Annotated in this window: 21 protein-coding genes and 2 tRNA genes; 18 read left to right on the top strand and 5 right to left on the bottom strand. The window is 58.6% G+C overall.

All coding sequences use genetic code 11. From position 1 onward, the window contains the following. Nucleotides 1-460 (top strand): transcription elongation factor GreA (gene greA, locus BOP96_RS24065; RefSeq protein ID WP_073454207.1); only part of this gene is annotated, 460 nt, incomplete at its 5' end. Nucleotides 461-488: 28 nt separating this feature from the next. Next, a complete protein-coding gene (locus BOP96_RS24060; protein WP_060768035.1) occupies nucleotides 489-893 on the top strand; it encodes a hypothetical protein in 405 nt (134 codons plus the stop codon). A gap of 9 nt (nucleotides 894-902) precedes the next feature. Here the strand turns inward: BOP96_RS24060 and BOP96_RS24055 are convergent, their stop codons facing one another. Then, a complete protein-coding gene (locus tag BOP96_RS24055; RefSeq protein ID WP_003176146.1) occupies nucleotides 903-1,211 on the bottom strand; it encodes a YhbY family RNA-binding protein in 309 nt (102 codons plus the stop codon). 107 nt (nucleotides 1,212-1,318) lie between these two features. Between BOP96_RS24055 and rlmE the strand changes: the two genes are divergently transcribed. From rlmE to BOP96_RS23975, 16 genes are all read left to right on the top strand, one after another. After that, a complete protein-coding gene (rlmE, locus tag BOP96_RS24050; protein WP_014719954.1) occupies nucleotides 1,319-1,969 on the top strand; it encodes a 23S rRNA (uridine(2552)-2'-O)-methyltransferase RlmE in 651 nt (216 codons plus the stop codon). Between the two features lie 200 nt (nucleotides 1,970-2,169). After that, entirely contained in the window at nucleotides 2,170-4,080 is a 1,911-nt protein-coding gene (gene ftsH / locus BOP96_RS24045; RefSeq protein ID WP_019817951.1) for an ATP-dependent zinc metalloprotease FtsH, read from the top strand. 8 nt (nucleotides 4,081-4,088) lie between these two features. Next, nucleotides 4,089-4,940 (top strand): dihydropteroate synthase, encoded by an 852-nt coding sequence (folP, locus tag BOP96_RS24040; protein WP_014719952.1) that lies wholly within the window; start codon nucleotides 4,089-4,091, stop codon nucleotides 4,938-4,940. Nucleotides 4,941-4,956: 16 nt separating this feature from the next. Further along, complete coding sequence (glmM, locus tag BOP96_RS24035) at nucleotides 4,957-6,294, top strand: phosphoglucosamine mutase (RefSeq protein ID WP_073454205.1); 1,338 nt, start codon at nucleotides 4,957-4,959, stop codon at nucleotides 6,292-6,294. 66 nt (nucleotides 6,295-6,360) lie between these two features. After that, nucleotides 6,361-7,116, top strand: a complete 756-nt coding sequence (gene tpiA, locus BOP96_RS24030) for a triose-phosphate isomerase (RefSeq protein WP_003194193.1) — start codon at nucleotides 6,361-6,363, stop codon at nucleotides 7,114-7,116. Between the two features lie 4 nt (nucleotides 7,117-7,120). Further along, the gene (gene secG / locus BOP96_RS24025; protein WP_003194191.1) at nucleotides 7,121-7,504 is read left to right on the top strand and encodes a preprotein translocase subunit SecG; all 384 of its coding nucleotides are present in this window, start codon (nucleotides 7,121-7,123) and stop codon (nucleotides 7,502-7,504) included. Between the two features lie 22 nt (nucleotides 7,505-7,526). After that, nucleotides 7,527-7,612, top strand: a tRNA-Leu gene (locus BOP96_RS24020). Between the two features lie 96 nt (nucleotides 7,613-7,708). After that, nucleotides 7,709-7,785: transfer RNA gene (locus tag BOP96_RS24015), tRNA-Met, on the top strand. A 140-nt stretch (nucleotides 7,786-7,925) separates the two neighbouring features. After that, on the top strand, nucleotides 7,926-8,384 hold the full coding sequence (gene rimP, locus BOP96_RS24010) for a ribosome maturation factor RimP (RefSeq protein WP_032873230.1): 459 nt from the start codon (nucleotides 7,926-7,928) through the stop codon (nucleotides 8,382-8,384). 47 nt (nucleotides 8,385-8,431) lie between these two features. After that, nucleotides 8,432-9,913 carry a transcription termination factor NusA gene (gene nusA, locus BOP96_RS24005; protein WP_003194187.1) on the top strand — a complete coding sequence of 494 codons (1,482 nt, stop codon included), beginning with the start codon at nucleotides 8,432-8,434 and terminating at the stop codon, nucleotides 9,911-9,913. 27 nt (nucleotides 9,914-9,940) lie between these two features. After that, entirely contained in the window at nucleotides 9,941-12,457 is a 2,517-nt protein-coding gene (gene infB / locus BOP96_RS24000) for a translation initiation factor IF-2 (protein WP_003194185.1), read from the top strand. 159 nt (nucleotides 12,458-12,616) lie between these two features. Next, complete coding sequence (rbfA, locus tag BOP96_RS23995; RefSeq protein ID WP_003176137.1) at nucleotides 12,617-13,012, top strand: 30S ribosome-binding factor RbfA; 396 nt, start codon at nucleotides 12,617-12,619, stop codon at nucleotides 13,010-13,012. A gap of 3 nt (nucleotides 13,013-13,015) precedes the next feature. Next, complete coding sequence (gene truB / locus BOP96_RS23990) at nucleotides 13,016-13,933, top strand: tRNA pseudouridine(55) synthase TruB (RefSeq protein WP_014719950.1); 918 nt, start codon at nucleotides 13,016-13,018, stop codon at nucleotides 13,931-13,933. Between the two features lie 115 nt (nucleotides 13,934-14,048). After that, entirely contained in the window at nucleotides 14,049-14,318 is a 270-nt protein-coding gene (rpsO, locus tag BOP96_RS23985; RefSeq protein ID WP_003177875.1) for a 30S ribosomal protein S15, read from the top strand. Nucleotides 14,319-14,513: 195 nt separating this feature from the next. Then, nucleotides 14,514-16,619 (top strand): polyribonucleotide nucleotidyltransferase, encoded by a 2,106-nt coding sequence (gene pnp, locus BOP96_RS23980; protein ID WP_003194180.1) that lies wholly within the window; start codon nucleotides 14,514-14,516, stop codon nucleotides 16,617-16,619. A 294-nt stretch (nucleotides 16,620-16,913) separates the two neighbouring features. Beyond that, nucleotides 16,914-17,534 carry a BON domain-containing protein gene (locus BOP96_RS23975; protein WP_014719949.1) on the top strand — a complete coding sequence of 207 codons (621 nt, stop codon included), beginning with the start codon at nucleotides 16,914-16,916 and terminating at the stop codon, nucleotides 17,532-17,534. Between the two features lie 284 nt (nucleotides 17,535-17,818). Here BOP96_RS23975 and BOP96_RS23970 read toward each other — a convergent pair whose 3' ends face one another. The 4 genes from BOP96_RS23970 to pgi all read right to left on the bottom strand — a co-directional run bounded on the left by BOP96_RS23970 (nucleotide 17,819) and on the right by pgi (nucleotide 25,645). Then, nucleotides 17,819-20,740, bottom strand: coding sequence for a DUF748 domain-containing protein (locus BOP96_RS23970; protein ID WP_073454203.1), 2,922 nt, complete (start codon nucleotides 20,738-20,740; stop codon nucleotides 17,819-17,821). Between the two features lie 88 nt (nucleotides 20,741-20,828). Next, nucleotides 20,829-21,845 carry a class I SAM-dependent rRNA methyltransferase gene (locus tag BOP96_RS23965; RefSeq protein ID WP_014719947.1) on the bottom strand — a complete coding sequence of 339 codons (1,017 nt, stop codon included), beginning with the start codon at nucleotides 21,843-21,845 and terminating at the stop codon, nucleotides 20,829-20,831. A gap of 92 nt (nucleotides 21,846-21,937) precedes the next feature. Then, nucleotides 21,938-23,875, bottom strand: coding sequence for an acetate--CoA ligase (gene acs / locus BOP96_RS23960; protein WP_073454201.1), 1,938 nt, complete (start codon nucleotides 23,873-23,875; stop codon nucleotides 21,938-21,940). 105 nt (nucleotides 23,876-23,980) lie between these two features. Further along, a complete protein-coding gene (gene pgi, locus BOP96_RS23955) occupies nucleotides 23,981-25,645 on the bottom strand; it encodes a glucose-6-phosphate isomerase (protein ID WP_003194166.1) in 1,665 nt (554 codons plus the stop codon). Nucleotides 25,646-25,723 lie beyond the last annotated feature (78 nt).

Below are 25,723 nucleotides of genomic sequence, written 5' to 3'. Positions count from 1 at the left end.
CCTCTTCCAGGGCGCGCGCGCCCTGGAAGAGGAGCACGCCCATCTGACCAAGGTCGTACGTCCAAAGCTGAGCCAGGACATCGGTACGGCCCGCGAGCTGGGTGACTTGAAGGAAAACGCCGAATACCACGCTGCTCGCGAGCAGCAGGGTATGGTCGAGGCGCGGATTCGTGACATCGAAGGCCGTATGCAGAATGCGGTGATCATCGATGTCACCACCATCCCGCATACCGGCAAGGTAATTTTCGGCACGACCGTGGAAATCGCCAACGTCGAGACCGACGAAAGCGTGACTTACCAGATCGTGGGTGAGGATGAGGCTGACTTCAAGCAAGGCAAGATCTCTGTCGGCTCGCCGATTGCTCGCGCCTTGATTGCCAAGGAAGAAGGCGACGTGGTTGCCGTGAAAACGCCGAGCGGCGTCATTGAGTACGAGATTGTCGAAGTTCGTCACATCTGAAAGACGGCGCCCGCTGCGTGCGGGCGCCATGCTTTGGCAGCTCTCTCAGATGCTTTGGGTGGGCGGCCTATGGCTGTTACATATTGGTATGTTGCCGGCGTTGGGCCTGATTGGCCTGGCGCCGCTGCTGATCGATGAGATCGACGGATTGCTGAGTGCGCTGCTGGTGGGTTTTGCGGCGGCGTGCGTGACGCTTCAGGTGTTGGTGCTGATCAAGGCCGAAGGCCTGAAGAGTTTGTGGCGGGATATTCGCGGGCAACTGCTGTTGATGGCGCTGTATGCATGCGCAATGTTTTGCGTGGTGCATGTGTGGCTGCCGCAAGCGTTGCGCTGGCAGTTATTCAGCTATCTTGTGCTAGGGTTCTCTGGCCTGGTGCTGGTTATGCAGCCTGCGCCGGGATGGAGTGGCGGGGCGCGCGAAGCACGCCCTTGACCCTTTTCATCATTTGAAGCGATGAACGTTCGACAGTTGCTTGTTGACGCTGAAGTTCTTGCGATACAGCAGCGCCATCTTGCCGATGACCTGAACCAGGTCCGCTTTGCCGACCTTGCACAGTTCTGCAACGGCGGCCAGGCGCGCTTCGCGATCAAGGATGTTGACCTTGATCTTGATCAGTTCGTGATCGTTCAGTGCGCGCTCGAATTCGGCTAGCACACCCTCAGTCAAACCGTTGTCTGCCACAATCAGAACTGGTTTCAGATGGTGGCCAATGGATTTGTACTGTTTCTTCTGCTCTTGAGTGAGCGGCATAATCTGACCCCTGCGTCTGATCTTGTAAAAAGCGGCGGCCAGTTTACCCGAGCGAGTCCGGGACCGCCCAGTTAATCACGACCCGTTTTATTTTTTCGAGGTGGCCCGTGGCCCGTTCCAAAACCAGCCTTAAGTGGCTACAAGAACATTTCAATGATCCTTACGTCAAAAAGGCGCAAAAGGACGGCTACCGTTCCCGGGCCAGCTACAAGTTGCTGGAGATCCAGGACAAGGACAAATTGATTCGTCCAGGCATGAGCGTTATCGATCTCGGCGCGGCCCCCGGTGGCTGGTCCCAGGTGACCAGTCGTCTGATTGGTGGGCAAGGTCGATTGATCGCTTCGGACATCCTCGAGATGGACAGCATCCCGGACGTGACCTTTGTTCACGGCGATTTCACCGAGGACAAGGTATTGGCCGAGATCCTGGAGGCTGTGGGAAATTCGCAGGTAGACCTTGTGATTTCCGACATGGCCCCCAATATGAGTGGATTACCGGCTGTTGATATGCCGCGTGCCATGTTCCTGTGTGAACTGGCGCTGGATCTGGCAGGTCGGGTGTTGCGTCCGGGTGGCGATTTCCTGGTGAAGGTCTTCCAGGGCGAAGGTTTCGACGAGTACCACAAGAACATTCGCAAGTTGTTCGACAAGGTACAGACACGCAAGCCGGACTCATCCCGTGACCGGTCCAGGGAGCAGTATCTGCTGTGCCGTGGCTTCCGCGGTGTCGAAGGCGCTGCGAGCGAAGAGCGTTTTTGAGAAATTCGAGGAGGGCGATAGGTTTTTTTATATCGCTTTCGTCACGAAGCTTTACGAATATTGCGTAGTCAAAGTTTCACAAAGGGTTACAGACGGCGCCTGCCAGAGTTGTAGGTAATGTAGTAAGTTAGGCCGGTGAATATCATGCGAAGCGCGCGCCAGTAGCGGAGCTTGCTTCAGAGGGTAGTTAATTGAACGATATGGCAAAGAATCTGATCCTGTGGTTGATCATCGCGGCTGTCCTGGTGACGGTGATGAACAACTTCTCCAGCCCTAACGAGCCGCAGACCCTCAACTATTCCGACTTCATCCAGCAAGTTAAGGATGGCAAGGTCGAGCGCGTAGCGGTTGATGGCTACGTGATTACCGGTAAGCGCAACGATGGCGACAGCTTCAAGACCATTCGTCCTGCCATTCAGGACAACGGTCTCATCGGTGACCTGGTGGATAACAAGGTCGTTGTGGAAGGCAAGCAGCCTGAACAGCAAAGCATCTGGACCCAGCTCCTGGTTGCCAGCTTCCCGATCCTGGTGATTATCGCCGTGTTCATGTTCTTCATGCGCCAGATGCAAGGCGGTGCGGGAGGCAAGGGCGGGCCGATGAGCTTCGGCAAAAGCAAGGCGCGCCTGCTCTCCGAAGACCAGGTGAAGACCACCCTGGCTGACGTCGCAGGTTGCGACGAAGCCAAGGAAGAAGTCGGTGAGTTGGTCGAGTTCCTGCGTGATCCGGGCAAGTTCCAGCGCCTGGGTGGCCGTATTCCTCGCGGTGTGCTGATGGTGGGGCCTCCGGGTACCGGTAAAACCTTGCTGGCCAAGGCGATTGCCGGCGAAGCCAAGGTGCCTTTCTTCACGATTTCCGGTTCTGACTTCGTCGAGATGTTTGTCGGCGTCGGCGCCAGCCGTGTTCGCGATATGTTCGAGCAGGCCAAGAAGCACGCGCCATGCATCATCTTCATCGACGAAATCGATGCCGTCGGTCGCCATCGTGGCGCGGGCATGGGGGGTGGTCACGATGAGCGTGAGCAGACCCTCAACCAGTTGCTGGTAGAGATGGATGGTTTCGAGATGAATGACGGCATTATCGTCATCGCCGCAACCAACCGTCCCGACGTTCTCGACCCTGCGTTGCTGCGTCCGGGCCGTTTCGACCGCCAGGTTGTGGTCGGCCTGCCGGACATTCGTGGTCGTGAGCAGATCCTGAAAGTACACATGCGCAAGGTGCCAATGGGTGACGACGTGGCTCCGGCTGTGATCGCCCGTGGTACTCCCGGTTTCTCCGGTGCTGATCTGGCGAACCTGGTGAACGAGGCTTCGCTGTTCGCTGCCCGTACTGGCAAGCGCATCGTTGAGATGAAAGAGTTCGAATTGGCGAAAGACAAGATCATGATGGGCGCCGAGCGCAAATCCATGGTCATGTCCGAGAAAGAGAAGCAGAACACCGCTTATCACGAGGCAGGTCACGCCATTGTAGGTCGCGTTGTGCCTGAGCATGACCCCGTCTACAAAGTGTCGATCATTCCTCGTGGTCGGGCACTGGGTGTGACCATGTTCCTGCCGGAAGAAGATCGCTACAGCCTCTCCAAGCGTGCGCTGATCAGCCAGATCTGCTCGCTGTATGGTGGCCGTATTGCTGAAGAAATGACCCTTGGCTTCGACGGTGTGACCACTGGCGCCTCCAACGACATCATGCGTGCCAGCCAGATTGCGCGAAACATGGTGACCAAGTGGGGCTTGTCGGAAAAACTCGGCCCATTGATGTACGCCGAAGAAGAAGGCGAAGTGTTCCTGGGCCGTGGCGGCGGTGGGCAAAGCGCCAGCTTCTCGGGTGAGACAGCCAAGCTGATCGACTCCGAGGTTCGCAGCATCATTGACCAGTGCTACGGCACGGCCAAGCAGATCCTCACTGACAACCGTGACAAGCTGGACGCCATGGCTGATGCGTTGATGAAGTACGAAACCATCGATGCCGACCAGATCGACGACATCATGTCGGGCCGCACGCCGCGTGAGCCGCGCGACTGGGAAGGTGGTTCGGGTACTTCGGGCACTCCGCCTGTGGTGCAGAATGAGCGCCCTGAAACGCCTATCGGCGGCCCGGCAGCTGATCACTAAGGTTTGAAATGACTTCTGCTTTGTCCTCTACCCGGTTGCCTTGCGGCAACCGGGTTCTTGATTTGGCCCGGACGCATGTCATGGGCATCCTCAATGTAACCCCTGACTCCTTTTCCGATGGTGGCCGCTTCAGTCAGTTGGACGCCGCGTTGCGCCATGCCGAGGCGATGGTGGCTGCCGGTGCGACGCTGATTGATGTGGGTGGGGAATCGACCCGCCCCGGCGCCCGCGTTGTTTCTCCATTGGAGGAGCTGGAGCGGGTGGCACCGGTGGTTGAGCGCATAGCCCGCGAGCTGGATGTCATCATCTCGGTAGACACCTCCACCCCGGCAGTGATGCGCGAAACCGCGCGTCTGGGGGCTGGGTTGATCAACGACGTGCGCTCGCTTCAGCGCGACGGTGCTCTTGATGCGGCCGCTGCGACCGGCTTGCCCGTCTGCCTGATGCATATGTTGGGTGAGCCCGGCAACATGCAGGACAATCCGCATTACGACGACCTGGTTGGCGAGGTGGGTGGGTTTCTTGCTGAGAGGGTTGCCCAGTGTGTGGCTGTGGGTATTGCGCCCGAACAGATCATCCTCGATCCGGGGTTTGGCTTTGCCAAGACCCTGCAGCACAATCTAAGCCTGTTCAAACACATGGAAGCGCTGCACGCCCTTGGTCGCCCGCTGTTGGTCGGCGTTTCGCGCAAGAGCATGATAGGGCTCGCCTTGAATCGCCCCGTCGGCGAACGCCTGTATGGCGGCCTGGCGCTTGCGGCACTAGCCGTGACCAAGGGCGCACGTATTTTGCGTGTGCATGATGTCGCCGAAACGGTCGATGTGGTGCGCATGCTCGCTGCTGTAGAATCAGCCGAATAAGAATGATGGAGTACTTATGACTAAAAAATATTTTGGCACCGACGGCATTCGTGGTCGGGTCGGCGAATTCCCGATCACCCCTGATTTCATGCTCAAGCTGGGTTGGGCGGCAGGCATGGCGTTCCGCAGCATGGGCGCCTGTCGCATCCTGGTAGGCAAGGACACCCGTATTTCGGGTTACATGTTTGAGTCTGCGCTGGAGGCCGGATTGTCCGCCGCCGGGGCCGATGTGATGCTGTTGGGGCCTATGCCCACGCCGGCAATCGCTTACCTGACGCGTACCTTCCACGCTGAAGCCGGTATTGTGATCAGCGCCTCCCACAATCCTCATGATGACAATGGCATCAAGTTTTTCTCGGGGCAGGGCACCAAGCTGCCTGACGAGATCGAGTTGATGATCGAAGAGCTGCTGGACGCGCCGATGACGGTGGTCGAGTCCAGCAAGCTGGGCAAGGTGTCGCGCATTAACGACGCGTCAGGCCGCTATATCGAATTCTGTAAAAGCAGCGTCCCGAGCAGCACCAATTTTGCAGGCTTGAAGATTGTTGTCGATTGCGCCCATGGGGCGACCTACAAGGTGGCGCCGAGCGTCTTCAAGGAACTGGGCGCACAGGTTACCGTGCTGTCGGCTCAGCCCAACGGCTTGAACATCAACTACAACTGCGGTTCCACCCACATGGAGCAACTGCAGGCTGCTGTGCTGGCTGAGCATGCGGACCTGGGCATCGCTTTTGATGGCGATGGCGACCGCGTGCTGATGGTGGATCACACTGGCACGATCGTGGATGGTGATGACCTGTTGTTCATCATTGCCCGTGACCTGCATGAGCGTAACAAGCTGCAAGGTGGCGTGGTCGGCACTCTGATGAGTAATCTCGGGCTGGAATTGGCGTTGGCAGAACTGGGGATTCCCTTTATTCGCGCCAATGTCGGTGACCGCTACGTGATCGCCGAGCTGCTGGAGCGTAACTGGTTGGTCGGCGGCGAGAACTCCGGGCACGTGGTCTGCTTCCAGCACACCACCACGGGTGACGCGATCATCGCCGCGCTACAGGTGCTGTTGGCCCTGCGTCGCCGCGAGGAGAGCCTGGCCCAGGCGCGTCAAGCCCTGCGCAAGTGCCCGCAAGTGCTGCTCAATGTGCGTTTTGCCGGTGGCGAAAACCCCATCGAGCACCCTGCTGTCAAAGAGGCTTGCGAGCGCGTGACCCAGGCAATGGCGGGGCGCGGGCGTGTGTTGCTGCGCAAGTCCGGCACAGAGCCGCTGGTGCGTGTGATGGTCGAAGGCGAGGACGAAACACAGGTTCGCGGCCATGCCGAAGACCTGGCAAAACTGGTAACTGAAGTTTGCGCCTGAATTCGGCTTGCCAGTGATGATGTGGTTGGGTAACATCTGCGCCCACTTTGACCGACGGGGTACAGCATGCGTCGCACTATGGTAGCTGGTAACTGGAAGATGCACGGTACCCGCGCCAGTGTCGCTGAGCTGATCAACGGCCTTCGTCACTTGGCCTTGCCTAGCGGTGTTGACGTCGCGGTGTTCCCGCCTTGCTTGCATATCAACCAAGTGGTTGATGGCTTGAAGGGCAAGTCGATTCAGGTCGGCGCGCAGAACTCTGCGGTAGAGCCGATGCAAGGTGCGTTGACCGGCGAGATTTCGCCGAGTCAGCTGGTTGATGCGGGTTGTTCCTATGTGCTTGTCGGGCACTCCGAGCGTCGCCAGATGATGGGCGAGCGGGATGGGACGCTCAACCGCAAGTTCGCCGCAGCACAGGCTTGTGGCTTGATTCCGGTGCTGTGCATAGGGGAGACCCTTGAGCAGCGCGAATCGGGCAAGACTCTTGAAGTTGTCTCGCGTCAGCTGGGCAGCATCATCGAGGAGCTGGGTGTTGGTGCATTTGCAAAGGCAGTTATTGCTTACGAGCCGGTCTGGGCCATTGGCACCGGGCTGACTGCTACACCGCAACAGGCGCAGGATGTGCACGCAGCCATCCGCGCGCAGTTGGCGGCAGAGAATTCTGAAGTCGCACAAGGTGTGCGGCTTCTATACGGCGGCAGCGTGAAGGCGGCCAATGCGGTCGAACTGTTCGGCATGCCGGATATCGATGGGGGGCTCATTGGTGGAGCTTCCCTGAATGCAGATGAGTTCGGTGCGATCTGTCGCGCCGCGGGAAACTGAAAAAATGCTGGAAACAGTCGTAGTCGTTTTTCATCTGTTGGCTGCCCTGAGCGTAGTTGCTCTGGTTTTGTTGCAACAGGGTAAAGGTGCGGATGCTGGTGCGTCTTTCGGTGCAGGTGCTTCAAATACTGTGTTCGGAAGCCAAGGTTCCTCTACCTTTCTTAGTAAGTTTACTGCTATACTTGCCGCAGGTTTCTTCATAACCAGCTTAGGGTTAGGTTACTTTGCTAAAGAGAAAGCTCATGTGCTGACTCAAGTAGGTTTGCCAAACCCGGCAGTGTTGGAAGTTCCAAAAGCAAAACCGGCTTCTGATGATGTCCCGGTGCTTCAAGAGCAAAAGTCGGCTACTCCAGCGACTGACGTACCTCCAGCTCAAGAGCAGAAGTAAGAAGGGTTGTAAACGCTGTATTGCCGAGGTGGTGGAATTGGTAGACACGCAACCTTGAGGTGGTTGTGCCCATAGGGTGTAGGGGTTCGAGTCCCCTTCTCGGTACCAATTATCAGGAGAGCCCGCTGTTGCGGGCTTTCTTGTAGGTGGAAGGTTACATTGACCCTGTAAGGGATCGGTCGTATACTTCCGCCCCAGCTTTGTCGCGGGGTGGAGCAGTCTGGTAGCTCGTCGGGCTCATAACCCGAAGGTCGTCGGTTCAAATCCGGCCCCCGCAACCAGTTTTAGCGGAGCCCCTTTTAAGGGGCTTTTTGTTAGCTGGACACTTTCAACGCCGCTGTTCGACGGCGTTTCAAGGATGGGCGTTTCGCCCATTTTTTTATTTTGCACAGCATGCACATACATGCACGAGGGGGTTCAGGTGTCGAGCAAGCTAGAAGAGTTGCAGGCCTTGTTGGCCCCGGTGGTCGTGGCCCTAGGCTATGAATGCTGGGGTATTGAGTTTTCGGCTCAAGGTCGCCACTCAATGTTGCGCGTTTATATCGATAAAGAGGGCGGCGTGCTGGTGGACGATTGTGCCATTGTCAGCCGTCAGATCAGCGGTGTGCTGGATGTTGAAGATCCAATCTCCGTTGAATACACCCTTGAAGTTTCCTCGCCAGGCATGGAACGCCCACTGTTCACTATCGAGCAGTTTGCTAAATATGCCGGTGAACAAGTGAAGATCAAGCTGCGCTCCCCCTTTGAAGGGCGACGCAACTTTCAGGGCCTTCTGCGCGGTGTAGAAGAGCAGGATGTCGTGGTGCAGGTAGAAGACCACGAGTTCCTGTTGCCGATCGATATGATCGACAAGGCCAACATTATTCCCAGTTTTGACTGAGACGCGGATCCCGCGGATCCAATGGCTTGCGAAAGGCGAGGCGTACGATGAGCAAAGAAGTACTGCTGGTTGTTGAGTCGGTATCCAATGAAAAGGGTGTACCGGCAAGCGTGATTTTTGAAGCGTTGGAGCTGGCCCTGGCCACTGCTACCAAGAAACGTTTTGAAGACGAAGTAGATCTGCGTGTGGAAATCAACCGCCACACCGGTGCCTATGAGACTTTCCGTCGCTGGACGGTGGTCGAAGAGGACGATCTTGATGATCCGGCCATCGAAACCTGGCCAAGCAAGGTTGCGCAAACGCATCCGGGCGCTCAGGTTGGCGATGTTGTCGAAGAAAAGATCGAGTCGATCGAATTCGGCCGTATTGCTGCACAGACCGCCAAGCAGGTCATTGTGCAGAAGGTTCGCGAAGCCGAGCGCGCTCAAGTCGTTGACGCCTATCGCGAACGCCTGGGTGAAATCATCTCTGGCACCGTGAAAAAAGTTACCCGCGACAACGTGATCGTCGACCTGGGCAACAACGCCGAAGCGTTGCTGGCCCGCGAAGACATCATCTCTCGCGAAACCTTCCGTGTCGGCGTGCGTCTGCGTGCGCTGCTCAAGGAAATCCGCACCGAGAACCGCGGCCCGCAGTTGATCCTGTCGCGTACCGCGCCGGAAATGCTGATCGAGCTGTTCCGTATCGAAGTGCCGGAAATCGCCGAAGGCCTGATCGAAGTGATGGCTGCGTCCCGTGACCCGGGTTCGCGTGCCAAGATCGCGGTCCGCTCCAAGGACAAACGCATCGACCCGCAAGGCGCTTGCATCGGTATGCGCGGTTCGCGCGTCCAGGCAGTGTCGGGCGAATTGGGCGGTGAGCGTGTGGACATCGTCCTGTGGGACGATAACCCGGCGCAGTTCGTGATCAACGCCATGTCGCCAGCTGAAGTGGCGGCAATTATCGTTGACGAAGATGCCCATGCAATGGACATCGCCGTTGGCGCAGACAATCTGGCTCAGGCCATTGGTCGTGGTGGTCAGAACGTGCGTCTGGCCAGCCAACTGACCGGCTGGACCCTGAACGTGATGACCGAATCGGACATCCAGGCTAAGCAGCAAGCTGAAACCGGTGACATCCTGCGCAACTTCATCGAAGAGTTGGAAGTCGATGAAGAACTGGCACAGGTGCTGGTAGATGAAGGCTTCACCAGCCTGGAAGAGATTGCCTACGTACCGTTGGAAGAAATGCTCAACATCGACGGCTTTGACGAGGATATCGTCAACGAGCTCCGCGCTCGGGCCAAGGATCGTTTGTTGACTAAAGCCATCGCTACTGAGGAAAAGCTGGCAGACGCCCATCCGGCCGAAGACCTGCTCTCGCTTGAGGGTATGGACAAGGATTTGGCGATGGAACTGGCGGTGCGCGGCGTAATTACCCGCGAAGACCTGGCCGAGCAGTCTATTGACGATCTGCTCGACATCGACGGCATTGACGAAGATCGTGCCGGCAAGTTGATCATGGCCGCCCGAGCCCATTGGTTCGAGTAATTAGGCGCGGCCTGAGGAGAGAAGTGCATGACGCAAGTCACGGTGAAACAACTGGCCGATGAGGTCAAAACACCGGTAGAGCGCCTGTTGCAGCAGATGCGTGAGGCAGGTCTGCCGCACACCGCCGCCGATGAAGGTGTGAGCGATAGTGAGAAGCAGTCTTTGCTGACTCACTTGAAGAGCAGCCACAAGGCGAAAGTGGAAGAACCGCGCAAGATTACATTGCAGCGCAAAACCACCAGCACCCTGCGGGTTGCAGGTAGCAAGAGCATCAGCGTTGAAGTACGCAAGAAGAAAGTCTTCGTACAGCGCAGCCCGGAAGAAATCGAAGCCGAGCGCAAACGCGAGCTGGAAGAACGTCGCGCAGTAGAAAATGCTGCACGTCAGAAGGCTGAAGAAGAAGCCAAGCGTCGCGCCGAAGAAGAAGCGCGTCGCCAGCCTGCTGCTGCGCAACCTGCTGCCACTGACGCGGTCGCCGCCCCTGTTGAAGCTGTGCGTGAGGCTGCCCCGGCTGCCGCCGCACCTGCTCCTGCAGCAGACGCCCGCAAGCGCGACGAGCCTCGTCGTCCGGACAAACCACGTGCTGACGACAACAATCGTCGCGGTGGTGGTGGCGATGGTGAGCGTAAAAACGCTCCGCACCGCGCCTCGGTCAAAGAGAAAGCGCCTGCGCCACGCGTTGCCCCACGTACCACCGACGAAGAAAGCGATGGCTTCCGTCGTGGTGGTCGCGGCAAGGCCAAGCTGAAGAAGCGCAACGCCCACGGTTTCCAGAGCCCAACCGGCCCTGTCGTGCGTGAAGTGAAGATCGGCGAGACCATCACTGTGGGCGATCTGGCCCAGCAGATGTCGGTCAAGGCTGCTGAAATCATCAAGTTCATGTTCAAGCTGGGCACTCCGGCCACCATCAACCAGGTACTGGACCAGGAAACTGCCCAGTTGGTTGCTGAAGAGCTGGGCCACAAAGTGACCCTGGTCAGCGACACCGCCCTGGAAGATTCCCTGGCCGAGTCCCTGAAGTTTGAAGGCGAGGCAGTTTCCCGTGCGCCGGTTGTGACCGTAATGGGCCACGTTGACCACGGTAAGACTTCCCTGCTCGACTACATCCGTCGTGCCAAGGTTGCCGCAGGCGAAGCCGGTGGTATTACCCAGCACATCGGTGCATACCACGTTGAAACCGAACGCGGCATGGTCACCTTCCTCGACACCCCAGGTCACGCCGCGTTTACCGCAATGCGTGCCCGTGGTGCCAAGGCGACCGACATCGTGATCTTGGTGGTTGCAGCGGACGACGGCGTAATGCCGCAGACCATTGAAGCCGTCCAGCACGCCAAGGCTGCCGGTGTTCCTCTGGTCGTTGCCGTGAACAAAATCGACAAGCCGGGCGCCGATCTCGATCGCATCCGTAGCGAACTGTCGGTTCACGGCGTGACGTCCGAGGAATGGGGTGGCGAGACGCCATTCGTATCGGTCTCGGCGAAAATGGGTACCGGCGTTGACGAACTGCTCGAAGCGGTCCTGTTGCAAGCCGAAGTCCTGGAACTGACCGCTACTCCATCGGCTCCTGGCCGTGGCGTCGTGGTGGAGTCCCGTCTCGACAAGGGCCGTGGCCCGGTTGCCACCGTGCTGGTCCAAGACGGTACCCTGCGCCAAGGCGACATGGTACTGGTCGGTTCGAACTACGGCCGTGTACGTGCCATGCTCGACGAGAACGGCAAGCCAATCAAGGAAGCAGGCCCTGCTATCCCAGTCGAGATTCTCGGCCTGGACGGTACGCCGGACGCTGGCGACGAGATGAGCGTAGTGGCTGATGAGAAGAAAGCCCGTGAAGTGGCTCTGTTCCGTCAAGGCAAGTTCCGCGAGGTCAAGCTGGCCCGTGCTCACGCCGGCAAGCTGGAAAACATCTTCGAGAACATGGGCCAGGAAGAGAAGAAGACGCTTAACATCGTCCTCAAGTCTGACGTTCGTGGTTCCCTCGAAGCGTTGAACGGCGCCTTGAACGGCCTGGGTAACGACGAAGTGCAAGTGCGCGTTGTCGGTGGCGGTGTCGGTGGTATCACCGAATCCGACGCCAACCTGGCACTGGCTTCCAACGCTGTACTGTTCGGCTTCAACGTGCGTGCCGATGCTGGCGCTCGCAAGATCGTCGAGCAGGAAGGCCTGGACATGCGTTACTACAACGTCATCTACGACATCATCGAAGACGTCAAGAAAGCCCTTACCGGTATGCTTGGCAGCGACGTCCGGGAGAACATCCTGGGTATCGCCGAGGTGCGTGACGTGTTCCGCTCGCCGAAATTCGGTGCGATCGCCGGCTGTATGGTGGTTGAAGGCACTGTGTACCGTAACCGTCCAATCCGTGTACTGCGTGAAGACATCGTTATCTTCGAAGGCGAGCTGGAATCCCTGCGCCGCTTCAAGGATGACGCTGCCGAAGTACGTGCCGGCATGGAATGCGGTATCGGCGTCAAGAGCTACAACGACGTCAAGGTTGGCGACAAGATCGAAGTCTTCGAGAAGGTTCAGGTTGCTCGCAGCCTCTAACTCGCGCACTTCAGGAGCCGCGCAGCGTGTGGGCATGCAGATGCCCCGTGTAGCGTCAGGACTCTAAACGCAACGCCCGGTCTGGCTTTTGTCAGGCCGGGCGTTTGCCGCTTTCAGACCCCACGGGTTTCACCGTGTGGCAGTAACAGGTAACAAGACATGGCAAAAGAATACAGCCGTACCCAGCGTATTGGCGATCAGATGCAGCGTGAGCTGGCCCAACTGATCCGCCGCGAAGTCAAAGACCCACGCGTTGGCCTGGTCACCATTACCGCTGTTGAAGTGAGCCGTGACGTGGGTCACGCCAAAATCTTCATCACCGTAATGGGTCAGGACAACAGCGAAGAAATTGCGCAAAGCATCAAGGTGCTCAACTCTGCTGCAGGTTTCCTGCGTATGCAGTTGGCCCGTGAAATGAAGCTGCGCAGCGTTCCACAGTTGCACTTCCACTACGACGAAAGCGTCGTGCGTGGCGCGCACCTGTCGGCCCTGATCGAGCGCGCCGTGGCTGAAGACAGCCAGCATCCGTCCACACCTGAAGACGCCAAGGAGTAAGCGGTGGCTCAGGTCAAACGTATTCGTCGCAACGTCAGTGGCATCATTCTGCTCGACAAACCCATTGGCTTTACCTCCAATGCCGCGTTGCAGAAGGTTCGCTGGCTGCTCAACGCCGAGAAGGCCGGGCACACCGGCAGCCTTGATCCATTGGCCACCGGTGTATTGCCGTTGTGCTTTGGCGAGGCCACCAAGTTTTCGCAATACCTGCTTGATTCCGACAAGGGTTACGAAACCCTGATGCAACTGGGCAAGACCACCACCACGGCAGATGCCGAAGGTGATGTTTTGCAGGTTCGCGACGTGACCGTTGGTCGTGCGGATATCGAAGCTGCTTTACCCGCTTTTCGTGGGCAAATCAGTCAGATACCGCCGATGTACTCGGCACTCAAGCGCGATGGCCAGCCACTTTACAAGCTGGCACGTGCGGGCGAAGTAGTGGAGCGCGAACCGCGTTCTGTTACTATTGCGCGCTTGGAATTGCTCGCTTGTGAGGGCGACACTGCCCGTTTGGCCGTGGACTGCAGCAAAGGCACCTATATCCGTACCCTGGTGGAAGATATTGGTGAAAAGCTCGGTTGCGGCGCGTACGTTGCAGAACTGCGACGCACCCAGGCCGGGCCTTTCAGCCTGGCCCAGACGGTCACGCTGGAAGAGTTGGAAGCGGTACACGCCGAGGGCGGCAATGAAGCGGTTGATCGCTTCCTCATGCCATCGGACAGCGGTTTGCTCGATTGGCCGCTGCTGCACTTCTCGGAGCACAGCGCGTTCTACTGGCTCAACGGCCAGCCGGTACGCGCCCCGGATGCCCCGAAGTTCGGCATGGTGCGAGTACAGGATCATAACGGTCGCTTTATCGGTATCGGTGAAGTGAGCGAAGACGGGCGCATCGCGCCGCGTCGGCTGATTCGGTCAGAATGACCGAACGAGTGTGGCTGTTAACAGGCATGGTCAACACTCATTTTTAGATACAGGGATTTGTCCCTGGCCTGTTGAAACTGCCCTTTGGGTGGTTTCCTGAAAAAAGGATTGCCTCATGGCTCTCGACGTTCAAGAAAAAGCACAAATCGTAGCTGACTATCAGCAAGCTGTTGGTGACACTGGTTCGCCAGAAGTGCAAGTTGCACTGCTGACCCACAACATCAACAAACTGCAAGGTCACTTCAAGGCCAACGGTAAAGACCACCACTCCCGTCGTGGTCTGATCCGCATGGTAAACCAGCGCCGTAAGCTGCTGGACTACCTGAAAGGCAAGGATCTGGGTCGTTATCAGACTCTGATCGGTCGCCTGGGTCTGCGTCGCTAATAAGCGATTGCGCTAGAGGTTGGTTGTCTGCCGCGTGTCATCGGGATTCCCGTTGGCCCGTGGTAGGCTCCCAGCCTCAAGTTTTATCTGGATACACGTTTTACCCTGGACGAGCGTCGGGCCGATTCCCGGCATTGCCCAAGAATTTCGCAAGAAGACAAGTTCCCCCAAGAGCCACAAAGAAGGTAGGACACCGTGAACCCGGTTATCAAAAAATTCCAGTTCGGTCAGTCGACCGTTACCCTCGAGACAGGCCGTATCGCCCGTCAAGCCTCCGGCGCAGTGCTGGTTACCGTTGACGACGACGTGACCGTACTGGTGACCGTTGTTGGCGCCAAGACCGCTGACCCGAGCAAGGGCTTCTTCCCTCTGTCCGTTCACTACCAGGAAAAGACTTACGCTGCCGGTAAGATCCCTGGCGGTTTCTTCAAGCGCGAAGGCCGTCCTTCCGAGAAAGAAACCCTGACTTCCCGACTGATCGACCGTCCGATCCGTCCGCTGTTCCCAGAAGGCTTCATGAACGAAGTGCAGGTTGTCTGCACCGTCGTTTCCACCAGCAAGAAGACCGATCCGGACATCGCTGCGATGATCGGTACCTCGGCTGCCCTGGCCATCTCCGGTATTCCTTTCGATGGCCCGATCGGCGCTGCCCGCGTTGCGTTCCACGAAAGCACCGGCTACCTGCTGAACCCGACTTACGAGCAACAGAAAGCCTCGAGCCTGGACATGGTCGTTGCCGGTACGTCCGAAGCCGTATTGATGGTTGAATCGGAAGCCAAAGAGCTGACCGAAGACCAGATGCTGGGTGCCGTACTGTTTGCTCACGACGAGTTCCAGGTTGTGATCAACGCGGTTAAAGAACTGGCTGCCGAAGCTGCCAAGCCGACCTGGACCTGGGCTGCTGCCCCGGAAGCCACCGAACTGTTGGGCGCTATCCGCTCCGAGTTCGGCGCTGCCATCTCCGACGCCTACACCATCACCGTCAAGGCCGACCGCTACGCTCGCCTGGGTGAGCTGAAGGACCAGGTCGTCGCCAAGCTGTCCGGTGAAGAAGGCCAGCCTTCCTCCAGCGAAGTCAAAGCTGCTTTCGGTGAGATCGAATACCGCACCGTTCGCGAAAACATCGTTAACGGCAAGCCACGTATCGACGGTCGCGACACCCGCACCGTGCGTCCGCTGAACATCGAAGTCGGCGTACTGCCGAAGACTCACGGTTCGGCGCTGTTCACCCGTGGCGAAACCCAGGCCCTGGTCGTTGCGACCCTGGGTACTGCCCGCGACGCACAACTGCTGGACACCCTGGAAGGCGAGAAAAAAGACCCCTTCATGCTGCACTACAACTTCCCTCCGTTCTCGGTGGGCGAGTGTGGTCGTATGGGCGGTGCAGGTCGTCGTGAAATCGGTCACGGCCGTCTGGCTCGTCGTTCGGTTCAGGCCATGCTGCCTGCCGCTGACGTGTTCCCGTACACCATCCGTGTTGTATCGGAAATCACCGAGTCCAACGGTTCCAGCTCCATGGCTTCGGTCTGCGGTGCTTCCCTGGCGCTGATGGACGCCGGTGTGCCAATGAAGGCACCGGTTGCCGGTATCGCCATGGGCCTGGTTAAAGAAGGCGAGAAGTTCGCCATCCTGACCGACATCCTGGGTGACGAAGACCACCTGGGCGACATGGACTTCAAAGTAGCCGGTACCGCCAAAGGTGTGACCGCGCTGCAGATGGACATCAAGATCAAGGGCATCACCGAAGAGATCATGGAAATCGCCCTGGGCCAAGCCCTGGAAGCGCGCCTGAACATCCTCGGCCAGATGAACCAGATCATTGGTCAGTCCCGCACCGAGCTGTCGGAAAATGCTCCGACCATGATCGCGATGAAAATCGACACCGACAAAATCCGTGATGTTATCGGTAAAGGCGGCGCGACCATCCGTGCGATCTGTGAAGAGACCAAGGCTTCGATCGACATCGAAGACGACGGTTCGATCAAGATCTTCGGCGAAACCAAGGAAGCAGCTGAAGCAGCACGCCAGCGCGTACTGGGTATCACTGCTGAGGCCGAGATCGGCAAGATCTACGTCGGCAAGGTTGAGCGCATCGTCGACTTCGGCGCGTTCGTCAACATCCTCCCGGGCAAAGACGGTCTGGTTCACATCTCCATGCTGAGCGATGCTCGCGTTGAGAAAGTGACCGACATTCTGAAAGAAGGCCAGGAAGTGGAAGTGCTGGTACTGGACGTGGACAACCGCGGCCGTATCAAGCTGTCCATCAAGGACGTAGCAGCAGCCAAGGCTTCGGGCGTTTAATCACCCGCAGGCTTCACGCTGAAAAAAGGACTCCTCGGAGTCCTTTTTTTATGGGCGCGAGAAAATGAAGCAGAATCAGCTGTTTAGCGCCGCCCAAAAGCCGCAACTTGCATGCAGGCACGATGAGCTTCATGCAAGTTGCACGATTTCGAAAATTTGTGCTTTTCATAAGTCATTGTTTAATAAGGGATTTAATCTGTTCGGCGAGTTGGCACACTGCCTGCAATATCCCTGGTAGCGCTGCAGCATGAAGGTTTACGCCTGCAGACTTTTAATAAAACAGGAGTTACTCGTATGAAGAAGTTCGCTCTCGCTACTGCTACCGCTCTGACCCTGGCCATGGGTGCTAACGTAGCCTTTGCTCAGACTTCCCAAGCCCCTATGACTTTGGCGGCCGGTGAAGCGACCAAGGCTAAGGAAAGCGTTTCGGATACTTGGATCACCACTAAAGTCAAAGCTGACCTGCTGACCGAAAAAGGCATTCCAGGTTCGGACATCAAGGTTGAGACCAACAAAGGTGTGGTTTCCCTGTCCTCCGACGTAGCAGTCTCGGATTCGCAGAAAGCTACTGCTGTAGCCATCACCAAGAAAATCAAAGGTGTGACTGCGGTTTCTGCTGACGGCCTGCTGGCTGGCGGTGCTACCAAAGCTGACGGCATCGACAAAACCAAAGGCGCTGCCCACGACGCTAAAGAGACCACCAGCGATACCTGGATCACTACCAAAGTGAAGGCTGACCTGGTCACTGAAAAAGGCATTCCTGGCACCGACATCAAGGTTGAAACCAACAAAGGTGTTGTATCCCTGTCGTCGCCTACCGCTGTGACCGCTTCGCAGAAAGAAACGGCTGTAGCGATCACCAAGAAGATCAAAGGCGTTAAAGCTGTCTCGGCCGATGGCCTGAAAGCAGAGTAACGTTGACGTTTCGTCTGGACTGAATAGCGGCGGCTTAGGGTGAGTTAGATATCCACCTGACGCACCTCTGGAGTTCATGCGACCGACCACACGGATGTGGTCATTACAGGCCCCGGCACTTGTGTCGGGGCCTGTTCTATTTCAGGCTGAAACAGAATGATCAGGTCAAAAAAATGTGGGAGCTGGCTTGCCTGCGATGCTGGCACCTCGGTCATTCAGTTGCACCGAGGTGATGCTATCGCAGGCAAGCCAGCTCCCACATTAGGATGGGTAGTGCTTAGAAGTTACTCAGCATCCAGATGCATTGGAGTGATCACCCGGCCATCCTTCTCGGCCTGCCCCAGCTGCGCATCGATGAAGTACACGCGGTCATCTTCCAACTGGCCCTTGTCTACCAGGTAATCCTTGATAGTGCTGGCTCGGTCCTGCCCCAACTGGCGCAGCAGTACATCACTGCCACTCCAGAACTTGATCACACCGTCCTTGAGCTTCACCGAGCGCTCATCGCTGCCCAGGTCTTTCCATTCGGCCGGGGGTTGCTGTTTGAGGCGGGTGCGGTAGATGCCTTCCAGCAATGGTGCTTTTTCCTTCTCTGGCACTTCAAGCAGGGAGGCTTGGGCCGGGACCTTGTCGCCACGGCGCTGGAGGATCTTGTAGTAGTTATATTGGTATTCACGCTCCAGTCGCTGTGCGGCCAGGAACGGCCCGTCGCTGCTGGCAGCGGCGGTGCCTTCAATTTCCAGGCGCAGGGCAGGGCGTTCTTTCAGCGCCTTGGCCAGGGTGTTCAGAGCGCCTTCGGCGTCTTTGTTCAGCTCACTGGAGCCTGCGGCGAACGACACATTGCCCAGGTCTTCAGAGCCACCACCGGTGACCAGCCCGCCAATGAACTTGAAGGGCGCGGTTGCCGCACGCACCACGAGGTTGCGCAGGGTCTGCCACACAATCGGCATCACGCTGAATTGCGGGTTGTTCAGGTCGCCGCTTACTGGCAGCTCGATGGAGATCTTGCCGTCGGAGTCCTTGAGCAGGGCGACAGCCAGGCGAATCGGTAAGTCCACGGCATCGGAGCTGTCGACTTTTTCACCCAACTGCAGTTGCTTGACCACCACTTTGTTTTCAGCCTTCAACTGGCCTTTGGTGATCACGTAGTGCAGATCGAGATTCAGGCGACCCTTGCGGATACGGAAGCCTGCGAATTTACCTGAGTAAGGTGTCAGGTTGGTCAGCTCGACACGCTTGAAGCTGGTGGCGATGTCCAGCGCGGCCATCGGGTCAAACGGGTTCACGCTGCCTTTGATCGTCACTGGTGCGTATCGGTCCACCTTGCCCTTGATGTCGACGCTGGCCGGTTTGGCCTGGCGACTGTCGATGGTGCCAATCTGGCCGTTGAGCTGTTGAATCGCGGTGGCAAAGTTGGGCGTGAGGCTGAAGTCGGCAAAGTTGGCCGAACCGTCGTTGATCGCGATCTGCCCGATATGAATGCCCAGGGGTTTGTCGTTACTGGCGGCAGGTTTGGCGGCCGACTTGCTGCCACTGTCGGCCGGCTGCGGAATCAGCAGGTCGTCGATGTTGGTGGTGCGATCTTCGTTGATCATGAAGCGCGCATACGGCTGCAACAGGTTGACCTTGTCGATCGACAGGCTTTGGCCGTGCTGGTAGTTCACGCCCTCTAGCACCAGGCGCTGCCACTTGAGGAAGTCGCGGGTCTTCAGGGTGTCCAGGGTATGCAACTGGTCAACCTGGGCGCGGCCGGTGACCTGGAGGGCCAGTGGCTCGGTGCTTTTGAGGTTTACGTCCAGGTTGCTGCCGAGCATGCCGCTGCGCAATTCCAGGCGAATAAACGGGCTGATATAGGCCTGGGCGACCCGCAGGTCGATGTCCTGGGTGTTCACTTTCAGCTTGGCACTGACCGGGTTGAGGTTAACCTCGCCGGTTGCCTGGATCTTGCCTTGCTTACCCAGGCCGGTGTCGACCTTCAAGGCGAAGGGGCTCTGGTTGAGGCTGTCGAAGTTCTGTACGTCGACATTCAACGGGCCCAGTTCCAGCGCGACCGCAGGTTTAGCCTGGCGGTCGGCCAGGTGCACCTGATAGTTACGCAGTTGCACATCCTTGAGCAGCACTTGCCACGGTTTGCTCGGGGCCGCCGGTTGCGCCGACGGCGCGTCGGAAGCGGTTGGTTCCGGTGCCTTGGCCGGTTTGCTCGGTTGGCTGGCGAACAGCTTCTGCCAGTCCAATTGACCATCGGCCTCACGGGCGGCCCAGGTTTCCAGCTTGTTGCTGCGGATCTTGCCGATAATGACCTGCTGCTTGGCCAGGTCTACCGTGGTTTCGCTGACGTCCAGGCGTTCCAGGCGTGCCAGTGGCCGGCCATCGGGGGCCTTTATAGCAAAGGGGGCGATGCTGGCGGCGGTGTTGGTCAGGTTCAGCTCGGTTTCTTTGGCCAGGCTGAATTTGTAGTCAGTGCTGAAGTTGAGCACCCCGTCTTCCAGCACCAGTGGCAGGGCGTCACGTACATACGGCCACCAGGCTTTCATCTTGCCGTCGGTCACCTTCAAGGTGCCTTCGGAGGTGATCGGTACCAGACTGAAGTTGCCTTTCCAGTCGATTTGCCCACCTTCGGGGCCGGCGGCGACCAGGGTCATGTCGGCATTGTCGTCGGGCAAAGTGCTAAGGTTTTTCAGCTCGAAGTCGAGTTCGTCGTAGAGGAATTCGATGGGCTCGCTGGGGCGCAGGTCCTGGAAATGCAGGTTACCACCGGCCAGCTTGATGCTGTCGATACGCAGTGGGAACGGCTTGGCATCAGGATCGGCCGGGGTTGGCTCGCTCGGCGGCAGTTTGAACAACTGCGCCAGGTTCAGTTGGCCGGACTTGTCGAACAGCAGTTCGGTCTTGGGCTTGTCCAGTTGCACATCAGCCAGGTGCAGGGCGCGGGTCCAGAGGCTGTCGATCTGCAGGTTGGCGTAGAGGCGTTCGAAACCTACTTGCTCTTTGCCTGGCTCACCGATCTTCAGGCCCCACAGCGTCAGTTCCAGGCTGAAGGGGTTGAGCTCGATGCGCTCGATTCGCGACGGCACCGTGGCGTAATTGGCCAACTGTTGGTTGGCAATGCGAAGGGCGATGCCGGGTAATATCAGAAAGCCCAGCAAGCTGTACAAAGCAAGGGCGGTCAACAAGGCGCCTACGGCGCGGATCAATCCTTTGGGCATGGGTGAACGCCATCTATGTCGAACGAGAGTGCCTTGGAGTATGGCACGGGAATTCGGTTCCGAAGAACCGTGGGCGCTGGGAAACTTCCTACAAATGCAGGATCAGGGTCTTCAACGGGGGCTGTTGATCCCTGGAAGGAAAGTCGGCCCCAGGTGTCATCACTTGCCACTCGCGTACCGGGCGCCCGGCTTTTTCCGCGCAGCGCAGCACCTGCTCACGCCAGTCCTCCATGCTGACTTTTGCCAGGTTGTTGCAGCAAATCAGCACGCCATTGTCGGCGGTGGCCAGCAGTGCGGGTTTGAGCAGGCTTTGATAGTCGCGCAACAAATCGACGGTGCCGAAAGCGCTCTTGGCCCAGGCGGGAGGATCGAGCAGTACCAGGTCGTACTGGCGCTGTTCCAGGCGTGGATAGCTCGGCAGCTTCTGCCCGCGACGCTGGGTGATCGGCAGGCCCGCCAGTTGGCGAATCGCCGGGAAGTAATCGGACTGTACAAACTCCATGCTAGGCAACTGCGGGTTGAGCTGGCCGTTTTCACGCCCCACCGCCAGGTTGCCCTCGGCAAAATCCAGGTTGCACACTTCCCGTGCGCCCCCCGCCGCTGCGCTCAAACCTACCCCACAGGTGTAGGCGAACAGGTTCAGCACGCTTTTGCCGGCGCTGTGGTCCTTGACCCAGCCCCGGGTGTTGCGCAGGTCGAGGAACAGCAGTGGGTCTTGCCCGGCGTGGCGCCCACGCACACGGTAATTGAGGCCCCACTCGTGGCCGACCAGGTCTTCCAATGCGCCAGGCTCGGCGCGGTACACCGTGTCTTCGCGGTCGATGCGCGAGTTGCCGCGGGCACGGTCGTTGTACACCAGCAACAATTCCAGGCCCATGTATTGGTTGATCAGTTGGTGCAGGTCCAGCAGGTCTGCGGTTTCCAGGGACTGGTGGAAGCTTTGTACCAGCAATTGCGGGCCGTAGCGGTCGATGGTCAAGCCGCCGGCGCCTTCCTGGCTGCCGTGAAACAGCCGATAGCAGTCCGTACCCTGGGCGTGCAGCGTGTTGATCAGGTCTTGGCGGTGATCGAGGGCGGCGCGCAGCGCCTGATTCAAGGGAGTCATGGAGCGCGCCTTGCTTGCAGATGAATAAGAAAAAGGGGGCGCGAAGTTTAACAGCTAACCCCGGCCTGCACAGGCCGGGGATTATCCTGGCCCTACCGGTTGAGGCGTTTGTCGATCAAACCGTCCACCACGCTGGGGTCGGCCAGGGTCGAGGTGTCGCCCAGGCTGTCCAGTTCGTTACAGGCGATCTTGCGCAAGATGCGTCGCATGATCTTGCCGGAGCGGGTTTTCGGCAGGGCAGGGGCCCATTGGATCAATTCCGGTTTGGCGAAGCTGCCAATCTCCTTGCTGACCAACTCCAGCAGGTGCTTTTTCAACGCGTCGCTGGGTTCGACGCCATTCATGGGGGTGACAAAGGCGTAGATGCCCTGGCCTTTGACGTCGTGGGGGTAGCCCACCACCGCGGCTTCGGCGACCTGATCATGCAGCACCAGCGCATTTTCCACCTCGGCGGTGCCGATGCGATGGCCGGACACGTTGATCACATCGTCGATCCGCCCGGTGATCCAGTAGTCGCCGTCTTCATCGCGCCGTGCGCCATCCCCGGTGAAGTAGTAGCCGGGGTAGGGCTTGAAGTAGGTGTCGATCATGCGCTGCGGGTCGCCGTAGACGCTGCGAATCTGCCCCGGCCAGCTTGATTTGATGGCGAGTACACCGCTGCCGGCGCCGCTGATTTCCTTGCCTTGTTCATCAAGCAACACCGGTTGTACGCCGAACATGGGCTGTGTCGCGCAGCCCGGTTTGATGCGCTGGGCGCTGACCAGCGGGCTGAGCATGATGCCGCCGGTTTCGGTCTGCCACCAGGTATCAACAATCGGGCAGCGCTGTTCGCCGACGGCGTTGAAATACCAGTCCCAGGCTTCCGGGTTGATCGGCTCACCTACGCTGCCCAGCAGGCGCAGGCTGGCGCGCGATGTACTCTGCAGCGGGCCGTGGCCTTCGCGCATCAGGGCGCGCAGGGCGGTGGGCGCTGTGTAGAAGATATTCACCTGGTGTTTATCGATGACCTGCCAGAAGCGCGAACTGTCCGGATAACTCGGCACGCCTTCGAACATCAGCGAGGTGGCGCCATTGGCCAGCGGGCCATAAACGATATAGCTGTGGCCGGTGACCCAGCCCACGTCGGCGGTGCACCAGAACACTTCGCCTTCTTGGTAATCGAGCACGTACTTGAAGGTCATCGCCGCTTGCAGCAGGTAGCCAGCGGTGGTGTGCAACACGCCTTTGGGTTTGCCGGTGCTGCCGGAGGTATACAGGATAAACAGCGGGTCTTCGGCGTCCATCGGCTCGGGTGGGCAGTTGTCGCTGGCGGCGTCCAGGGCGGCTTGGTATTTGAGGTCGCGGCCCTCGTGCCAATTCACGCCCGCCCCGGTGCGCTCCACCACCAGTACCGTGCTGACATTCGGGCAACTGGCCAGGGCCTTGTCGACGTTCTGTTTCAGCGCCACGGGCTTGCCACCGCGTATGCCTTCGTCGGCGGTGATCACGGTGCGGCAATCGGCGTCGAGGATGCGGTCGCGCAGGGCGTCAGGAGAGAAACCACCAAACACCACCGAGTGCACTGCGCCAATTCGCGTGCAGGCCAGCATGGCGTACGCCGCCTCGGGGATCATCGGCATATAGATGCACACGCGATCACCTTTGTTCACGCCACGGCTTTTCAACACATTGGCCAGGCGGCTGACGTTTTGGTGCAGTTGACGGTAAGTAATCGTGCAGGATGTTGACGGGTCATCGCCTTCCCAGATGAAAGCCGGCTGATCGGCGCGTTGCGCCAGATGGCGGTCGATGCAGTTGTAGCTGACGTTCAACTGGCCACCGGCAAACCATTGGGCGGCACCGGTGTGGATGTCTGACTGCTGGACGCTGTGCCAGGGTTTTATCCAGTCGAGAAAGCCCTTGGCCTGTTCGGCCCAGAAGGTGTCTGGCTGGTCGATGGATTGGCGATAGAGGCGCTGGTAGTCCTCTTGACTGAGCTGCGCAGCCCGGCGGACGGCATCGGCGGTGGGAAAGGTGCTGATATCGAACATGAGCGCTCCTTATTCTTGTTTTTGCGACAAGTCATAAAGATGCACCCTGGGGCGGGAGGGTTCAAGGCCAACGTCCAAACGGACGTTGGCCTTGAATGAACGGCTTCAGCCGCGGTGGCGACCCCGGAAGTAGTTGATCAGGCCCTGGGTCGAAGCATCTTCGGCCAAGGTTTCTTCGGCGCCGGTCAGGCGGTTGTACACGCCTTTGCCCAGCTCCTTGCCCAGTTCAACGCCCCATTGGTCGAAGGCATTGATGCCCCACACCACGCTCTGCACGAACACCTTGTGCTCATACATCGCCACCAGCGCACCCAGGCGGCGTGGGCTGATGCGCTCGACCACCAGGGTGTTGCTCGGACGGTTGCCCGGGATCACCTTGTGCGGTGCCAGCTTCTGTACTTCGGCTTCCGGCAAGCCCTTCTCACGCAGCTCGGCTTCGGCCTCGCTGCGGGTCTTACCGAGCATCAGCGCCTGGCTCTGGGACAGGCAGTTGGCGTACAGCCACTGATGGTGGTCGGACACAGGGTTGAAACTGACGATCGGCACGATGAAGTCGGCCGGGATCAATTGAGTCCCTTGGTGCAGCAACTGGTGGTAAGCGTGCTGGCCGTTGCAGCCTACGCCGCCCCAGATCACCGGGCCGGTATCGGTGGACACTGGCGTACCGTCCTGGCGCACGCTCTTGCCATTGGATTCCATGTCCAACTGCTGCAAATGCTTGGTGATGTTACGCAGGTAATGGTCGTACGGCAGGATCGCATGGCTCTGCGCACCCCAGAAGTTGCCGTACCACACCCCCAGCAAGCCCAGCAGCACGGGCATGTTGGCTTCGAACGGCGCGTTCAGGAAGTGCTGGTCCATGGTGTAGGCACCCGACAACAGTTCCTTGAAGTTGGACATGCCGATAGCCAGGGCAATTGGCAAGCCGATGGCAGACCACAGCGAGTAGCGCCCACCGACCCAGTCCCACATGGGGAAGATGTTTTCTTCGCGGATACCGAAGGCCACGGCTGCGGCATTGTTGCTCGAGACGGCGATGAAGTGGCGATACAGTTCGGCTTCCGAGCCTCCCTGGGCCAGGTACCAGGCGCGGGCGGCCTGGGCGTTTTTCAGGGTTTCCAGGGTGTTGAAGGATTTGGACGAGACGATAAACAGCGTGGTCTCGGCGCGCAGCTTCATGGTCAGTTCGTGGAACTCGCTGCCGTCGATGTTCGCCAGGTAGTGGCAACGCACACCTTTATGGGCGTAGGACAGCAAGGCCTCCGAGACCAATTCCGGGCCGAGGAACGAGCCACCGATGCCGATGTTCACCACGTCGGTGATCGGCTTCTCGGTGTAGCCACGCCACAGGCCGTCGTGGATACGGCCGACCAGGTCAGTGATCTGGTTCAGCACCTTGTGCACGTCCGGCATGATGTTCACGCCGTTGACCGACAGCTTATCGCCCACCGGGCGGCGCAGGGCGGTGTGCAGGGCAGGGCGGCCCTCGGAGGAGTTGACCGGTTCGCCAGCGTACTGCGCGTCGATCGCCGCCTTGAGATTGACTTCCTTGGCCAGGCCCACCAACAGGTCGCGGGTTTCGCTGGTGATCAGGTTTTTCGAGTAATCGAGGAAAAGTCCGCAGCTGCTCAAGGTGAACTGGGAAAAACGCTGAGGATCGGCATTGAACGCCTCGCGCATGCTGAAATCCTGCATGGCTTGGCGATGTTGAACAAGCGCTTGCCAGGCGGGCAGCGCGGTAACGTCATGAGGGGTGCGGTAGTACGCCATCGCTGCGGGTTTCCTTTTATTACGGGGACTGCCTTTAGGACACTTCAAAGCCCGGAACATCCAGTCTTATCGCAAGGA

It is taken from the genome of Pseudomonas sp. FSL W5-0203, from assembly GCF_001896155.1.
Classification (GTDB): Bacteria; Pseudomonadota; Gammaproteobacteria; order Pseudomonadales; family Pseudomonadaceae; genus Aquipseudomonas; species Aquipseudomonas paracarnis.
This window is presented reverse-complemented; position numbering and strand designations above follow the sequence as displayed.

What these genes read in the sequence shown, in the direction of transcription:
- BOP96_RS24060 (WP_060768035.1), top strand. Translation starts at nt 489, where the DNA reads ATGCTTTGGCAGCTCTCTCAGATGCTTTGGGTGGGCGGCCTATGGCTG.
- BOP96_RS24055 (WP_003176146.1), bottom strand. Translation starts at nt 1,211, where the DNA reads ATGCCGCTCACTCAAGAGCAGAAGAAACAGTACAAATCCATTGGCCAC.
- ftsH (WP_019817951.1), top strand. Translation starts at nt 2,170, where the DNA reads ATGGCAAAGAATCTGATCCTGTGGTTGATCATCGCGGCTGTCCTGGTG.
- folP (WP_014719952.1), top strand. Translation starts at nt 4,089, where the DNA reads ATGACTTCTGCTTTGTCCTCTACCCGGTTGCCTTGCGGCAACCGGGTT.
- glmM (WP_073454205.1), top strand. Translation starts at nt 4,957, where the DNA reads ATGACTAAAAAATATTTTGGCACCGACGGCATTCGTGGTCGGGTCGGC.
- tpiA (WP_003194193.1), top strand. Translation starts at nt 6,361, where the DNA reads ATGCGTCGCACTATGGTAGCTGGTAACTGGAAGATGCACGGTACCCGC.
- secG (WP_003194191.1), top strand. Translation starts at nt 7,121, where the DNA reads ATGCTGGAAACAGTCGTAGTCGTTTTTCATCTGTTGGCTGCCCTGAGC.
- nusA (WP_003194187.1), top strand. Translation starts at nt 8,432, where the DNA reads ATGAGCAAAGAAGTACTGCTGGTTGTTGAGTCGGTATCCAATGAAAAG.
- infB (WP_003194185.1), top strand. Translation starts at nt 9,941, where the DNA reads ATGACGCAAGTCACGGTGAAACAACTGGCCGATGAGGTCAAAACACCG.
- rbfA (WP_003176137.1), top strand. Translation starts at nt 12,617, where the DNA reads ATGGCAAAAGAATACAGCCGTACCCAGCGTATTGGCGATCAGATGCAG.
- rpsO (WP_003177875.1), top strand. Translation starts at nt 14,049, where the DNA reads ATGGCTCTCGACGTTCAAGAAAAAGCACAAATCGTAGCTGACTATCAG.
- BOP96_RS23975 (WP_014719949.1), top strand. Translation starts at nt 16,914, where the DNA reads ATGAAGAAGTTCGCTCTCGCTACTGCTACCGCTCTGACCCTGGCCATG.
- BOP96_RS23970 (WP_073454203.1), bottom strand. Translation starts at nt 20,740, where the DNA reads ATGCCCAAAGGATTGATCCGCGCCGTAGGCGCCTTGTTGACCGCCCTT.
- BOP96_RS23965 (WP_014719947.1), bottom strand. Translation starts at nt 21,845, where the DNA reads ATGACTCCCTTGAATCAGGCGCTGCGCGCCGCCCTCGATCACCGCCAA.
- acs (WP_073454201.1), bottom strand. Translation starts at nt 23,875, where the DNA reads ATGTTCGATATCAGCACCTTTCCCACCGCCGATGCCGTCCGCCGGGCT.
- pgi (WP_003194166.1), bottom strand. Translation starts at nt 25,645, where the DNA reads ATGGCGTACTACCGCACCCCTCATGACGTTACCGCGCTGCCCGCCTGG.